The 15,869-nt window shown below is 38.6% G+C and carries 10 protein-coding genes; 6 read left to right on the forward strand and 4 right to left on the reverse strand.

Going from position 1 to position 15,869, the window contains the following annotated elements; translation table 11 throughout:
- Position 1: 1 nt before the first annotated feature.
- Complete coding sequence (locus PL11201_RS09910; protein ID WP_079678427.1) at positions 2-661, reverse strand: vWA domain-containing protein; 660 nt, start codon at positions 659-661, stop codon at positions 2-4.
- Positions 662-1,127: 466 nt separating this feature from the next.
- Between PL11201_RS09910 and PL11201_RS09915 the strand changes: the two genes are divergently transcribed.
- The 3 genes from PL11201_RS09915 to PL11201_RS09925 all read left to right on the forward strand — a co-directional run bounded on the left by PL11201_RS09915 (position 1,128) and on the right by PL11201_RS09925 (position 4,267).
- Positions 1,128-1,634: a helix-turn-helix transcriptional regulator gene (locus PL11201_RS09915; protein WP_079678428.1), complete on the forward strand. Its 507-nt coding sequence runs from the start codon at positions 1,128-1,130 to the stop codon at positions 1,632-1,634.
- Positions 1,635-1,741: 107 nt separating this feature from the next.
- Positions 1,742-3,685 carry a DNA primase gene (gene dnaG / locus PL11201_RS09920; RefSeq protein WP_079678429.1) on the forward strand — a complete coding sequence of 648 codons (1,944 nt, stop codon included), beginning with the start codon at positions 1,742-1,744 and terminating at the stop codon, positions 3,683-3,685.
- A 378-nt stretch (positions 3,686-4,063) separates the two neighbouring features.
- A complete protein-coding gene (locus PL11201_RS09925; protein ID WP_079678430.1) occupies positions 4,064-4,267 on the forward strand; it encodes a hypothetical protein in 204 nt (67 codons plus the stop codon).
- Between the two features lie 71 nt (positions 4,268-4,338).
- Here PL11201_RS09925 and PL11201_RS09930 read toward each other — a convergent pair whose 3' ends face one another.
- On the reverse strand, positions 4,339-9,177 hold the full coding sequence (locus tag PL11201_RS09930) for a WD40 domain-containing protein (protein ID WP_079678431.1): 4,839 nt from the start codon (positions 9,175-9,177) through the stop codon (positions 4,339-4,341).
- A gap of 288 nt (positions 9,178-9,465) precedes the next feature.
- Positions 9,466-9,810, reverse strand: coding sequence for a hypothetical protein (locus PL11201_RS09935; RefSeq protein ID WP_079678432.1), 345 nt, complete (start codon positions 9,808-9,810; stop codon positions 9,466-9,468).
- Positions 9,811-10,181: 371 nt separating this feature from the next.
- Here PL11201_RS09935 and PL11201_RS09940 point away from each other — a divergent pair, with 371 nt between their 5' ends.
- The gene (locus PL11201_RS09940) at positions 10,182-11,546 is read left to right on the forward strand and encodes an FAD/NAD(P)-binding protein (protein ID WP_079678433.1); all 1,365 of its coding nucleotides are present in this window, start codon (positions 10,182-10,184) and stop codon (positions 11,544-11,546) included.
- Positions 11,547-11,716: 170 nt separating this feature from the next.
- Here PL11201_RS09940 and PL11201_RS09945 read toward each other — a convergent pair whose 3' ends face one another.
- Positions 11,717-12,607 carry a calcium-binding protein gene (locus tag PL11201_RS09945; RefSeq protein ID WP_079678434.1) on the reverse strand — a complete coding sequence of 297 codons (891 nt, stop codon included), beginning with the start codon at positions 12,605-12,607 and terminating at the stop codon, positions 11,717-11,719.
- Between the two features lie 208 nt (positions 12,608-12,815).
- Between PL11201_RS09945 and gor the strand changes: the two genes are divergently transcribed.
- Both gor and PL11201_RS09955 read left to right on the forward strand, forming a co-directional pair.
- On the forward strand, positions 12,816-14,162 hold the full coding sequence (gene gor / locus PL11201_RS09950; RefSeq protein WP_079678435.1) for a glutathione-disulfide reductase: 1,347 nt from the start codon (positions 12,816-12,818) through the stop codon (positions 14,160-14,162).
- Between the two features lie 202 nt (positions 14,163-14,364).
- Positions 14,365-15,869, forward strand: a 1,505-nt coding sequence (locus PL11201_RS09955; protein WP_144017723.1) for a J domain-containing protein, incomplete at its 3' end; no start/stop codon positions are given.

Consider the following 15,869-nt stretch of genomic DNA (forward strand, 5'->3'; position numbering starts at 1 on the left):
TTTAGGTACTAATTACTGCCCATGCGTTCACGGGTGCAAGAGCAGTCTGATCACCGGGTTTACTAGCGGATACGACTGACATTGAATTAGATAACCACTTAAATAACGCTGGAAAATCCAGTCCTTTTAACATCAAAGGTGGCTTATTAGCTGGAGCAATCTGTGAGAGGGTATTCATATCTGCTCCTTGAACACCAACGGCATAAAATTGGACTCTTTTATTAGCAGCAAATTGTCGAACCATTTGGGCTGCATTTTCCCAACCGGGATTAGGGCCGCCATCTGTAATTAGTAAGACCCAAGGACGATAATATTCAATCCCATTATTTTTATAATCGGCTTTGCGAGATTCTAAGAGATTGAGTCCTGTTTCAATGGCTTGCCCCATCTCAGTTGAACCCGTAGCCGACAGAGAAGGAGGATTAAATTGGTCAACGGTCACGAAATTTTGAACGATGTTTACTGAACTATCAAAGGTAATAATCGCAACTTCCACGCGCCTAGATGCAAGGTGATCTTGGCTGAGTTCTTGCTGAAAAGTAACCAATCCTTTATTTAACTCTTGAATCCGTTGACCACTCATTGAACCTGATGTATCCAGAAGCAGTACAACTGCACAACGAGGATCGGGACTGTCCACAAATTCAATATCTAAAGTCATACACTTTTCCTTTTTATTTAGAAATCTTCAAATTTTTCCTAGCTGGACTGTTATCGGCCAAGAATAAATCCTGTCGCATTACAGGGGTTGCATTGCCGCGCGCCTTGTCCACCACATTTCTTACAGGTTTTTCCGTTAATTTTTCCTGTTTTCTTACAATCTTCGCACGGCAAAAACTTTAAGCCCTTACAGTTGGGACACTTGCTCTTTTGAACATCTTTTCGCTTACCGCTATAGTCCGATTCCTTCTCGCCTTTATGTTGTTCGCTCACAATACACCTCTGGTTAGGGATTTTTTAACGAAAACTGCTGAAATTTGGGGATTTTAGGCAAATTCTTAGTGATTCTTGCCTATTGCTGATTTGTGTGATCTTTTTACCATCTTACAGGAAGCAATCTTAACTGTGATCTGTATTTAAACAGGAATTGTGTTAGGATACTAACAGGACATTAAGGACGCGACATCATGACTTCCCTTGATCAACAGTTCAACCAGGCTGCACTCCATTGGGACTTGGAAACCCTTTATACTGACCTCGCCTCTGCTAAGGGAAAACGCCTGACGCCGATGGAAAAGCTGCATTTGCGGGGGTTGTTGTGTGGGTTTAGTCCGGCGGAAATTGCCGAACAACTGGGAAAGAACGTTAAAGGTGTGAAAACTGACCTCTGTGTGACGTTATATCGATATGTGAAAAGTTTGGTAGATAAGTTAGATGCTCGGATTGAAAGTTGGCGAGAAGTTACAGAATGGTTAGAAGAAGCCGGATATAAACGACAGACACCCCCTGAGATTCCCGTTGATAGTTTGCTTACTGAAAAAAGTATTATTAATATTTCTAATATTCATATTGACAAAAATCAGTTAGTTGTTGCTTTTAATTTAAAAATCCCTACAACATCCGCCACTTCAGAATCAAAAAAATATTCAGAGATTACAGAAAATTCAATAATTGCCGAGAATTTAGTTAATTAACAGTTGAATATAAATCTTTTAATGTTTGCTACACATTCCCCTGTAGAAAAGATCATTAAGGATATTTTATGGCAAAATAAAGACTAATCATTTTAGTTTAATCCCTAATGCTGACTCCCCGAATTCATCCAGAAACCATAGAAGAAGTCAAAGAAAGGGCGGATATTTATGATATCGTGTCCGAGAAAGTTTCGTTGAAACGACGGGGGAAAGATTTTGTGGGGTTGTGTCCTTTTCATGATGAAAAAACCCCTAGTTTTACCGTTAGTCCCACGAAACAAATGTTTTATTGTTTTGGATGTGGGGCGGCGGGAAATGCGATTAAATTTATTATGGATTTGGATAAAAGTTCTTTTAGTGAGGTGGTTTTAGAGTTGGCTAAACGGTATCAAGTTCCGGTGAAGACTTTGGAACCGGAAAAACGTCAGGAATTACAAAGACAGATTTCTTTACGAGAACAATTATATGAGATTTTAGCGATCGCTACGGGTTTTTATCAATATACTTTAAGACAACCGGAAGGAATTCAAGCCTTAGATTATTTAAAATTAAAACGAAATCTCAAAGAAAATACTATTCAATATTTTCAGTTAGGATATGCTCCCCAAGGATGGGAAACACTCTATGATTATTTGGTGGAACAAAAACATTTTCCGGCGGAATTAGTTGAACAAGCAGGGCTAATTGTACCTCGAAAAACTGGCAATGGATATTATGATCGATTTAGAGATCGGTTAATGATTCCGATTCATGATAGTCAGGGAAAAATTATTGGATTTGGAGGCAGAAGTTTAGGGGATGAACTGCCAAAATACCTTAATTCTCCCGAAACCGAATTATTTGATAAAGGCAAGACTTTATTTGCCTTAGATAAAGCAAAAAATGCTATCGGTAAACAGGATCAAGCGATTGTTGTCGAAGGCTATTTTGATGTAATTGCGTTACATACCGCCGGAATAGAAAATGTTGTGGCTTCTTTAGGTACTGCATTAAGTTTAAATCAAGTTCGGCAGTTAGTTCGTTACACAGAATCTAAACAAATTATTCTCAATTTTGATGCAGATGTTGCGGGGAATAAAGCAGCAGAACGGGCGATTGGAGAAATTGAAGATCTGGCTTATCAAGGTTATATTAATTTACGGATTTTAAATATTCCTTCTGGTAAAGATCCCGATGAGTTTTTAATTCATAATTCTGCTGAAGATTATCAAAAATTATTGGTTAATGCTCCATTTTGGATTGATTGGCAAATTCAACGTTTATTAATTGGAAAAAACCTAGAAACCGTTTCCCAGTCGCAGCAAGTCTCAAAACAAATGGTAGAATTATTAAAAAAAATTGAAAATGGAATGCAACGCACCCATTATATTCAATACTGTGCTGAACTTCTGAGTCAAGGACAAAATCGGTTAGTTTCTCTCTTAGCTAAAAATTTACAAACTCAAGTAAATCAGCATCATTTAGAAATAGGAAAAAATAAACCATCTTCTGATAATTTACTGAGTATTAACTCCGAGCGCAGTTTATTAGAAGAAGCAGAAGTCAAACTCCTCAGAATATATCTGCATTGTCCCGAATATCGCCTAACCATTGTTGATGGGTTAGAAGCGAGAGATTTACAGTTTAGTTTAGCTCATCATCGGTTTTTATGGCGAGAAATTGCCCAAATTGAGGAAAGATCTGAAAAGAGTTTAGATACGGTGGATTTAATTCTGGAATTGCAACAAGTTTGTTTGGAAAAAAATCAACAAACCAAACAATTTTATCATCTATTTTATTTGGACGAACATACGGAAATTGATATTTGTCGCCCCCAGTTAGTTATTCGCAGTTCTATTGCGTCCATTGAAACCGTTATTTGTCAAAAAAGACGAGATATGGCATTAAAATTATGGGGGGAAACCGATATTGCTCAACAGCAGAATTTAGCTCAAAAATATTATCAACAAATTGACGCAGAAACCAAATGGATGTGGGAATTAAAACGCATTAGAGATACCCAATTTCATGATTTAATTTCTGTTCCCTTGGGGGGAATGAATATGAATTAAGGGTAATTACGAATTACGAATGGGTAATAAACTGATAAATAATAACTAATGACTAATATCCTCACCTCTTTTATTAATCATCATTAGCAAATATTTAAGTATTTCATAAAAAAAATCATACATAAATAAAAAGTATTCCTGATTCACAAATTTGAACTAGAAAAGTAGAGTGTTAAGACTGGAAAACTCAATTATTCATGAACTGGGTAGTTTAGGTTGAAGTCAATAACACCCCAGCTTATTTTAGAGGAATTAAATCCGTTTATTAACCCCCTCTTAATTAAAATTTTAAGCCCGTTAAAACCCTTATTTGTGTGCATTAATTCATGGGTTTAATAAGCGGATTTATTCTGTTATTGTACCAACAGGAGTCTAATTATGTTACGCCAAAGTCTGATCTCTTTAACCCTAATCGGGTTATCGGTGATTACAACAACTCAAGCAAAAGCTTCAGAGTTGACTATTTCCAATTCTATTGTTAAATTTCCCTGTAGCATTCACAATAGTATTAGCCTTTGTCCTCAAGCTAGGGAGGAAGGTCAAGAAATAATCAAAGATACGGGTAGACCGCCACGAGATTAATATAAATCCATAATTAGGTGCAAATCCACCTTTTAGTAGAGATGTTGCATAAAACGTCTCTACTTAATGTTTTAGCGAGAGGGATTAAACTCATCACAAATTTTTTGATTGATACTGTTAACATTAGGGCTAGTTTCTAAATAATCATGAAGTTGAACACAAGCCTTTTTTAACAAATTATTAGTATTTTCATTAACTTGATTCGTGTCAATTGACCAGACACCAATTCGACTGGGTTGCGTTTTTTGAATCCCAATCAAAGTTTTGCCATCGGGACTAAAATTAACTGATAAAATGGGTTCTAAACTTGGCTTTAAAGTTGTAATTAAACTTCCATTAATATCCCAAAGTTTAATAGTACCATCTACACTTGCAGAAGCTAATATTTTACTATTGGGGCTAAAATTAACCTCATAAATTGGTTTCCAATGTTTGCCTAAAATAACAGAAGTTTGTAAAAGTTCCCAGTTTGAATTTTTATTTTTCCAAATCGCGATTGATTCCCCATCTTTAGTCGCTGCAATCAATTGTCCATCGGGACTGAAACTGACAGAACTAAACCGAATTTTAGCCGCAATTAAGGAAGTGATAAAACGCCCTTTACTGACATCCCATAGGTTAACAGTTTTATCATTACTCGCAGAAGCTAAAATTTTACTATCGGGACTAAAACTTAAATCATTGATTTGTTTTTTATGACCCTCCAAAGTCTGTTTTAAAGTGCCATCAATTGCCCAAATCCGAATTTTATTGTCATTACTGGCGGTGGCAATCAACTGATTATTAGGGCTAAAAATCACACTCCAAACAGCCGATGGATGGACAATAGTATTAATTTCCTTACCTTCTAAATCCCAAATTTTTACTGTTTTATCATCGCTGGCTGATGCAATCATTTTTTGGTCAGGACTAAAACTGACATTATTAACCGTATTACTATGACCTCTAAACGTCCGTTTTACTTCTCCATTTAAAGTCCATAATACAACAACATGATCATTGGTTTTTAAATCTCGGCCAGGAGAAGCAACTAAATCACTATTTTTACCCAAAAAATTACTACTATAAATTTTATAATCTTTCAGTTGAATCATTCGAGGTAGGGCTTGTAAATTCCAAACTCTAACGATGCCGTCTTGACTAGCAGAAACCAACATCTCTTTTTGCTTAGAAAAACTGACTTGATTAATCCCACCCTTGTGTCCTTGCAGAGTCGAAATCAACAAACCTTCCTTTGTCCAAATTTTAATCATTTCATCCGTACTTCCCGTGGCAATTAAATTACCATCTCGACTAAAATCAACACTATTAACTGCCTGTTGATATCCTGCTAAACTTCTAATTAATTGACCATCTCGACCCCATAATTTCACGGTTTTATCATCACTCGCCGAGGCAATTATTTGACTATCGGGACTAAAAACAATACTCCAAATCGGCTTAGCATGGGCGGGAATTGTTTTAATCAGTTCCCCCTGGCGAGTCCAAATATTAATTAAGCCATCTTCACTCGATGAAGCAATAAGTTGACCATCAGGACTAAAAACAACGCTGAGAACGGGTGTTTTATGTCCGTTTAAAGTTTTAATTAAGTTACCATTTAAACTCCAAATTTTAACCGTTTTATCTCGACTCGCGGAAGCAATTTGTTGACCATCGGGACTAAAACTAACCCATTTGACTTCATCGGTATGTCCCTTTAATGTTCTGATGAATTTTCCATCTTTTTTCCAAAGTTTTATGGTTTTATCCCGACTCGCAGAAGCCATGATTTGACTATTAGGACTAAAGGTAACAAACCAAACGGAATCTTTATGTCCTTGTAAAGTATTAATTAGTTTTCCCTCACGAGTCCATAATTTAATAGTTTTATCAATACTCGCCGAAGTAATCAGTTGGTCATCGGGACTAATACTCACACTTAAAACATTATTCTTGTCATGTCCATCTAAAATATTTTTTTCTTGAATCACTTGAACTGCAATACTTAATTTACTCTGAGTTTCTTGTTCAATAGCAGATTTAGCCATTTGATTGGATAGAAATTTTCCGGCGGTAACTAAGGTTAATAAGGCTTCAAGCTGATTATTTTCTGTGGTTAAAGCTGTGTATTTCGTATTTTCTAAAGCTAAGTTAACTTGTTTATTTTTAACTTCTGAAATCCTTAAAAATCCTAATGCTAAGGTTAATAAAAGTGCCATACCACCACCAATAATAGTGGAACGGGTAAAAAGTTGCCAAAGTTCTTTATTTTTTGCTTCTGCTTGTTGGCGTTTTTTTGTTTCTATTTCTAACTGTTCTAAAATCACAGAACTGCGATTTTGACGAATTAAACTGACTAAATAATCATGTACCAGTTGATACCGTTCGGCGGGAATTTCGGGTAAAAGAAATACTAAACCTGAGAGGACAAAAATCTTCAGAACCGTATCTAAATTTTGATTAATATTGTCAAAATGATTCGCTATTTCTTTAATTCCTCGGACTAAATCAGCGCGGGTTTTTAAAGGACGAGTATTATTTTCATCCGTCAGCAGATAAAGCACCAACTCAGCCAAACTTTTATTACTTAAACCACAATCTTGAATCACTTCATCTAAATAATCTTCGACTAATTTTTTCTTTTGTCCCGCTTGTTGATATTGTTGTAACGTGTTAATATTTTGAGCCTGTAACTGAGAACCTACAACTTGTAATTCTATCGGTCGAATTTCTCCTAAATCTTCAGCTAAATCTTCAACTAATTGTTCAATCAGGGCAGGTTCAAGAAAAAATTGTGTTCTTTCTGTTAAACTTTTAATCACGGATTTAGCTTCTTCTCGCGTAAAGTTTCCAATATAAGATAGGATATTACGGTCTAAAATATTATTCCCAATACTTTCTAAATAGCCCTGACGAGTACATTCTAATAAATAGTGTAGGTAATCTTCTCGTAAGGATAAAACAATTTTAACATAGGGAATATCTAAGCAATCTTTGATAAATTTATAACAGGTTTGTCGCTGTTGATTATCTTTACAAGCAAAGAAAAATTCTTCAAATTGGTCAAAGATAATAATAACCCAGAAATTTTGGTGAACTAAAGCTCTAATTTGCTCTAAAATTATCTCTTGATCATTTAAAATCGAAGAATCTAATTCAATATTTTTAAACTCCCTAATTCCCTTGGCTAAAGCCCGAGAAAATTCTCGACTAAAATTCGTATAAACTTGCAGTAATACTGGGATACAATAACGGGTTTCAATCGAAGTTTTTTGCAGTTCTGGAATAAAACCCGCTTGCAAAATTGAACTTTTACCAACTCCAGACTGTCCATAAATCACTGTTAATCGACAATCATTTCTTCTAATACGTTCACACAACCAATTTACCACGGATAAACGACCGGAGGCACTAATTTCGGGATTAATAATTTGGGGGTGATTAACGGGGGGTAAACTGGGATTAGTAATACTTTGAATATGTCCGAGTCTTCCGGCTCCGATAAACGCTCTTAATCTAAATTGTTGTTCAATTTCCCGACGTTTTTGTTTGATTTCATAAGCCATTAAATATTCGCTTTTTTGGAAATATAAATCCTGTAAAAGTTGTAAAATTTTAATATACAGGTCTGGGTCATAGTGAGGTTTAGTTCTGGCTTTGGCTTTTTCCAGAATATTAATCGCTTCTTGCTGTTGATTCAGTTGTTGATGGGCGTGAGCTAGGGTAAATAAATACCATCCTTGATGATAGGAGGTTTCCCAGTCTAAAATTAACTGTTGTTCTGCTGTTTGAGCTTGATAAGTGGAGCAGGTTTTAGTTAACAAATTCTGAGCTTTTTCTGCTAAAGTTTTAGCTTCCAAGGGAGAACTTTTAGTTAAAGCAACCTCTGCCAAAAAATGATATCCCCGAGCTTCTCTAAAAGGATAGGCGTAAATTCGATTATAATGAATCGATTCTTGAGCAACTTCTTCTAATTCTTGCCATTGTTTTAATCCAAACAAGATATCGGCTAAAGCATTAATAAATTTAGCCACTAAATCCCCACGGTCGGCTTGTTTAAACTTCTGGATGGATTCGGTATAATAAGTTTTAGCCTGATGATAAGCCGATTCTTTTTGAAATCGATGTAAAATTCCGTGGCTGTGCCACCAAAATCCTACATAAAATAATAATTGACTGTGACGAATTAAATTATTAGTTTGTTTCCAAAGCTGCAAACTTCGTTCATAATGTTGTAAAGAAACTTGATTATAATGGTCAGAAATTCGACCCAATATAAACTCCAAACCAGCCTCTAGTTCGATATCTAAAGGTTCTCCCCGTTTCTGTAACTCTTGGCGAGCCGATTCTAATTCTAATCTTAACGGCGAACCTAACTCTAAATCAAAACAAGAATTTTCTAAAAAAATACCAGCACCACTATCTAATACTTTGACAGAAACTTGCTCTGTCATTTGTTTGATAAACTGTAATAAATCCTCCGTACTAATTTCAAAAGAAACTGAGGTTGACCAACTATGGAAATCAGGAGCCAAGCGAATTAAAGATTGTAAGAGAGAATCCGTCACCCACAATAGCAAAGGAAAGTGAAATTTTCGACGAAATTCCTCCCGCATTTGATTCATAATTTTAATCAAAATTTCCAGTTGTTCGTTTGACTCTAAACCGGATATGATTAAAGCTATCGGGGTATTTTCTTCTGTTTCAATGGCTGTAACTAAGGCATTATAAAGATTAGTAACATTGGCATCTATGACAATATTTTTAATTAAGTTAGGATGTTGTTCTTGTAATTGTGTAATAAATTTTTCTCTAACCATTCTATAATTACAGTGAGCCAAAATCAGAGAAAAATCGTGATTAAATCTGGTGAAAATTCGATTTAAAGTTTTTAAAGAATTTTGGTTAATTGCTTGTATTGCTTTCATAAAATTTGGCTGGCTTCCTTTCCCACAAGGTAAAAACTGTACTCAAATTTTTATAGCAGTCGCGATTACGCTTAGGACAATGACAAGCGTATATTTTGTGCTAGTAGCTATGTCCGCTGCTATAAATAGATGGATAAAATTAATCTGTAAACCTTCACTATGTAACGTTTACATACTCCACAAGGATGACTCTTGTAGGTTGATTAATCCCTATCTATTGAGTACAGCAATTAATAATTCAATTCAGGAATTCGGAATGCACCCAAAACTTTAGACTTTCTATATTACCTATTCACCGGGTTTAATATAAGTTGACACACAACTATTGATGGCATTTTGAATGGCTGAATCTTGCTTAATTTGTTCTTCGCTCAATTGTCCTAAAGACTGCAATTTTTCATCAGGAAGTTGTAGCAAATTATTCAGGGTACAACGACAATACTGTTCCCCTTTTTCGGGATCAAGACCGAATTGACTCACCCCTTGTAAACAGCCTTTCATATATTCGGCACTAAAGGCTTGCGCTTGTTCATTCGTTAAGGATAACGCCTGATCAGCCGGAATGAAAAAACCAGCACCTAGCAATAATAAAATTAGAGGCTGGAAACGACGAAAAGCAAAATAACTAAACATTCAGATCAACAATTGTAGAGGTGGATTCAGCAATTACTTTCAATTCTAGCTTAAGTCGGAAAATGAAGAATTAACAAACAGGTTTGTCGATACGGAAAAATCAGAGGACGCAAACCCCTGAATTTATCATGGGGTATAGACGGCTAGGGACATCCCTTCGCGCTTGGTATCCTAACTCTTACGCAGAAACCCGGTTTCTTTGGTCTTGTGCGATAGATGACTTTTTAGGGCTTGACATCTTAAATGAATTGTAATACACTTGCAATTCAAACAGGTTCAAACTCAGCCTATCAACTGCTTTCGGTGCCCAAAAGAGGGCAGTTGATTTTTATAAGCATCTAAGAATTAATCATCAGAATTAACTCCTATTTATGACTCAAAAGATTGCAATTATTGGGGGCGGTTTTAGTGGGGTTATGGTGGCAATTAATCTCCTGCAAAAAGCTAACCATCCTTTAGAGATTCATTTAATAGAACGCAGAAATAAATTGGGGGAAGGGATTGCCTATAGCACTCCTTCAGACCATCATTTACTCAATGTTCCTGCGGGGAAAATGAGTGCTTTTGGGGATCAGCATGATAATTTTTTACAATGGCTGAATATTAATTATCCCGATCAGTTAATTACGGCGGATACCTTTGTTCCCAGAAAATTTTATAGTGAATATCTGCGCTCAATTTTGCAAGATGCTGAACAAAAAGCCCAGGCTGGAGTTCTTTTGTATCGGGTTTTAGATGAGGCGATCGCTATTGATCAAACACTCAATAATCTAATTATAACCTTAAAAAGTGGAGAACAACTATTCGTTGATCAATCTGTTTTAGCCCTGGGTAATTTTCCTCCTCAAAATCCGGCTATTTCTAACCCTTCATTTTATCAGAGTTCCCGTTATGTGTCTTGGGCTTGGTCTGAACCCCAATTACCCTTAAAATCAATCCATGAACCCCTATTATTAATCGGATCAGGATTAACTGCTATCGATATTATTGCCACCCTAAAAGCACAAAACCATCAGGGTAAAATTTATGTTGTCTCTCGACGCGGTTTATTCCCCCAACCCCACGCCAAAGTCGAACCATTCCCCCCATTTTTAACCCCAGAATCTGCCCCAAAAACCACACGGGAATTAGTGCATCGAATTCGGGAAGAAATTGACAAGGCTGATCAAAAAGGGTATAATTGGAGGGCAGTAATTGATTCTTTGCGAGTTGAAACTCAATCAATTTGGAATCATCTTTCACCCCCAGAACAGGCTCGATTTTTGCGCCATGTTCAACCCTATTGGGACGTTGTGCGCCATCGAATTGCACCTGATGTTCACCAACAAATCCAAGAGTTATTCAATCATCAGCAGTTGATTTTATATGCAGGTCGAATTTTAGAATATTCTGAAAACCCCGATCATGTAGACGTGATGATTCGTCAAAAACACCATCAAGAATTATTAAATTTACGAGTGAGTTTAGTCATTAATTGTACTAATTCCGTCGGTGATTATCAGAAACTTTCCTCTCCTCTACTGAGTAACTTATTCAAAAGCGGTTTAATTCGTTCCGACTCATTAAATTTAGGTTTAGATGTCACAAAAACCGGGGCATTAATTGATCAAAAAGGTGAAATTTCTCAACAACTATATACTTTAGGTACAGCCTGTAAAGGACATCGCTGGGAAACCACCGCAGTCCGAGAAATTCGAGAGCAATCTGAAAACTTAGCAACAGGATTGTTAAACTGAATCTAACAATTTTATAGCAATCCTATTTGAGTTGTATCCAAGATTTCGGCTTAAAAGTAAACACCGGCTGTTTCATATATCAATCCGCGTCAAGATTGTAATATTTTAATACTGATATGAAACAGCCAGAAGTATTATCCGGTGTTCCCTGTTCCCCGTTCCCCGTTCCCTTAAATACTATCTGAAAAAGAGACAAATTGAAGTTGTGCGGGTGAAACTCCTTTGACTAAACCTAAAACATTCCCGGTTTTGGCTTCTGTAATTACTGTCACCGATGCAGATTCAATTTGAAAATCCAAAGTTCTAATCTGACCGAGGGGGAAAGGGCCACTACTATCATAATCTCGGCGATCGCCATAGGTAATGGTTTTTTCGGTTAACACAATATCATTAGCCGTTAACCCCCCCGTCAAGCCAATTTTATCCCCTTGGGCGCCATTGTAATCGAGGATAAAATCCGAGGTAATCTCATCAAGACCATCAACATTACCACAACCGCAGTCCGGCGTTGCAGGAGTCGCCGTATCGGTACGCAGAACAAAGACATCCGCCCCCTCACCGCCCCAAAGACGATCCACACCCAAATCACCGATCAGGGTATCATTACCCGCCCCACCGACTAAGGCATCATCCCCTCGACCTCCTCGGAGTAAATCATTATCTGCATCTCCAAACAGATAATCATTGCCCAAATTGCCACTGAGCAGATCATCCCCCGTACCTCCGTAAAGCACATCAGGGTCTTGACCCCCCCACAGGTTATCATTTCCCCCTTGACCCTCGAGGGTGTCATTTCCCCGATTTCCCCTCATTGCTTCCGGGTCTGTGGAGCCGCGAACATAATCATCTCCCCCCAAGGCGGCTAACCCGTTAGGATATCCAGAAAGAAGCACTCCGGGGGCAATTTCAACGGTATCGGCATTTTCTGTTAATAAAAATAGCCCCGATTTCAGATCTCCAGGGGTTAAAGGTTGGGAGATCACCGGAATATTGGAATGTTCCCCTACCTGTCTGGGTGCCCGGTTGCTAACGGATTGTGTTTCTGATGAGATGGACGCCATATTGTTTGACCTGAGAGTATCAACTATATTATAGAATTACCCAATTTATAAGTTATTTTATCCCTTGTTTATTAAAGATTTTATATCTTCTCCATTACCCATTACCCATTACCCATTCCCTGTTTCCTATCTGTGCTGAAAAACCTCTATAATTTAAAGTGGATTGAACAGATTAATATTCAAGGGTCATAAAAGGGGTAATTAGATTATGAGTTATGATTATGATTTGTTTGTGATTGGTGCAGGTTCCGGTGGATTAGCTTCTTCAAAACGGGCTGCATCCTATGGAGCAAAAGTGGCGATCGCCGAACATGATTTAGTGGGGGGAACCTGTGTAATTCGGGGTTGTGTTCCCAAAAAATTAATGGTTTATGCTTCCCAATTTTCCTATATGTACCAATATGCTCAGGGTTACGGATGGGGAGAAGTTGCACCTACATTTGATTGGAATAAGTTAATTACGGCCGTTGATACGGAAGTCAAACGGTTAAGTCAATTGCATATTAGTTTTTTACAAAAAGCCGGAGTTGAACTCATTTCTGGTTATGCTAAATTTATTGACCCCCATACGGTAGAAGTGGGCGATAAAAAAATAACCGCCGATAAAATTTTAATTGCGGTTGGTGGAGAAGCGGTTAAACCCGATATTCCCGGTATTGAACATAGTATTACCTCCCGAGAAATGTTTTTACTCCCAGAACAACCTCAAAAATTTGCTGTTTGGGGTGGGGGTTATATTGGGGTAGAATTTGCCAGTATTCTCAAAGGATTAGGCAGTGAAGTTACCCAAATTATTCGCCGAGATTTGATTTTACATGGGTTTGATGAGGATATTAGAAATAATATTCAAGCGGGGATGGCGAGTCATGGGATTGAGTTTTTAACCGAAAAAGTAATTAAAAAAATTGAAAAGACCGAAGCCGGATTAAAGTTATTTTTTAAGGGTAAAAACTCAAAATCTATAACCGTAGATGCCCTACTTTGTGCCACCGGACGTAAACCCAATTTAGCCGGATTAAGGTTAGAAAATGCCGGGATAGAAGTTAACGAAAAAGGAGCAATTGTAGTCACGGCGGATAGTTGTACAAATCAAGCTAATATTTTTGCCGTGGGAGATTGTACCGATCGGATGAATTTAACCCCCGTGGCGATCGCCGAAGGACGAGCTTTTGCCGATACGGAATTTGGTCATCAACCCCGATTTATTACCCATGAAAATATTGCCACGGCGGTTTTTTCCTATCCCGAAGCCGCTACTGTAGGTTTAACAGAAACCCAAGCCCGGGAAAAATTTGGGGATAATATTAAATGTTACACGGCCCGTTTTCGTCCGATGTTCCATAGTTTTACCGGATCGGAAGATAAAATATTCATGAAATTAATTGTGGAAACGAATACTGATCGGGTTTTAGGTGCTCACATGGTGGGAAAAGATGCGGCGGAATTAATTCAAGGAGTAGCGATCGCAGTTAATATGGGAGCGACCAAAAAAGACTTTGATAACACCATGGGAATTCACCCGAGTAGTGGAGAAGAATTTGTTACCCTGCGTTGATATAGGGAATAGGGAATAGGGAATAGGGAATGGGGAATAGGGAATAGTAAGCATTCAATGAGTTTGCAGAGATTTAGTAGAGACGTGCCATGGCGCGTCTCTACTGTAATGGGTAGTGCTATAGATGCCTCTAGGTTCTTCCCATTCCGCCATTTCCTGCTAATATGGCTAAATCAGTTTCTCACCGTTGGGGAAGTTGCCCGTGCGTATTCCACTCGATTATTACCGAATATTAGGCTTACCGATTCAAGCAACTCCAGAACAACTGAAGCAAGCGCACCGCGATCGCACTTTGCAACTTCCGAGACGGGAGTATTCTGATGTAGCGATCGCTGCGCGCAAACAGTTGATTGATGAAGCCTATGCTATTTTATCGGATGCCGATCAGCGAAATGCTTATGATATGGGGTTTCTAGCCAAAACCTACGAACCCGAATCAGAAGTCAAAACTCCAGCTTTTGGGAAACGGGCCAGCCCCGAATCCACCGCCCTCGAACCCGTGATCGATGCTCATACCCCCAGTATTGAGATCGAAGATCGACAATTTGTGGGAGCTTTATTACTCCTCCATGAACTGGGGGAATATGAATTGGTGGTGAAACTCTGTCACCCCTATTTGAATACGGGCAGTATTGGCCTCAAAGATGGTCGTTTTGGGGAAGCGTCCCTCATTGTTCCCGATATTGTTTTAACCGTCACCAGTGCCTATTTAGAACTGGGTCGAGAACAATGGCAACAAGGACAATATGAAAATGCCGCTTCTTCCTTAGAAGCTGGACAGAATCTATTATTAAGAGAAAGCTTGTTTGCCAGTTTAAGAGGTGAAATGCAAACGGATCTCTACAAACTCCGTCCCTATCGGATTTTAGAATTACTCCAACTCCCCCTAGAAAAAGCCGCAGAACGTCGCAAAGGGTTGCAACTCCTGCGAGAAATGCTCCACGAACGCGGCGGAATTGATGGTCAAGGGGATGACGGGTCGGGTTTAGGTGTGGAGGACTTTCTGCGGTTTGTGCAGCAACTCCGTCGCTACATGACCACCACCGAACAACAGGGGTTATTTGAAACCGAAGCCCGTCGCCCTTCGGCCGTGGCTACCTATTTAGCGGTTTATGCCTTAATTGCCCAGGGATTTGCTGAAGCCCAACCCGCCCTAATTCGCAAGGCTAAATTGATGCTGATGCAGTTAGGCCGACGGCAAGATGTGCATTTAGAAAAAGCCGTTTGTGCCTTACTATTAGGGCAAACCGAAGAAGCCAGTCGTTCCCTAGAATTAAGTCAGGAACGGGAACCCATTGCTTTTATCCGAGAAAATTCCCAGAATTCCCCCGACCTTTTACCCGGGTTATGTCTCTACGCCGAAAGTTGGTTACAGGATGAGGTATTTCCCCATTTTCGGGATTTGCTGGATAAGTCGGTGTCCTTGAAGGATTATTTTGCCGATCCCCATGTCCAGGCCTATCTGGAAGCCCTACCCAATGAAACGGGCAGTCCTTCTAATGAGTGGGTGGTCGTGCAACCGAGACGTCCGACGACGGCCGCGGGTTCTGCCTCAAAGTCCACCACCCCAACTACAACGGAAACTTCCCAACTCACCCAGGCTTCTTTAGACGCTTTAACGGCGACTTTAGCTGCTAGGGGGGTATCAAGTGCCAGTCTCCAAGAACCCTTAGCCCCCTCCCAACCCCCCCCACCCACCGAACGGAC

It is taken from the genome of Planktothrix sp. PCC 11201 (genome assembly GCF_900009135.1).
GTDB lineage: Bacteria > Cyanobacteriota > Cyanobacteriia > Cyanobacteriales > Microcoleaceae > Planktothrix.

Excerpts from the sequence above, each read along its gene's own strand:
- PL11201_RS09940 (WP_079678433.1), top strand. The coding sequence starts at position 10,182 with ATGACTCAAAAGATTGCAATTATTGGGGGCGGTTTTAGTGGGGTTATG.
- PL11201_RS09945 (WP_079678434.1), bottom strand. The coding sequence starts at position 12,607 with ATGGCGTCCATCTCATCAGAAACACAATCCGTTAGCAACCGGGCACCC.
- PL11201_RS09930 (WP_079678431.1), bottom strand. The coding sequence starts at position 9,177 with ATGAAAGCAATACAAGCAATTAACCAAAATTCTTTAAAAACTTTAAAT.
- PL11201_RS09935 (WP_079678432.1), bottom strand. The coding sequence starts at position 9,810 with ATGTTTAGTTATTTTGCTTTTCGTCGTTTCCAGCCTCTAATTTTATTA.
- PL11201_RS09925 (WP_079678430.1), top strand. The coding sequence starts at position 4,064 with ATGTTACGCCAAAGTCTGATCTCTTTAACCCTAATCGGGTTATCGGTG.
- PL11201_RS09910 (WP_079678427.1), bottom strand. The coding sequence starts at position 661 with ATGACTTTAGATATTGAATTTGTGGACAGTCCCGATCCTCGTTGTGCA.
- PL11201_RS09915 (WP_079678428.1), top strand. The coding sequence starts at position 1,128 with ATGACTTCCCTTGATCAACAGTTCAACCAGGCTGCACTCCATTGGGAC.
- dnaG (WP_079678429.1), top strand. The coding sequence starts at position 1,742 with ATGCTGACTCCCCGAATTCATCCAGAAACCATAGAAGAAGTCAAAGAA.
- gor (WP_079678435.1), top strand. The coding sequence starts at position 12,816 with ATGAGTTATGATTATGATTTGTTTGTGATTGGTGCAGGTTCCGGTGGA.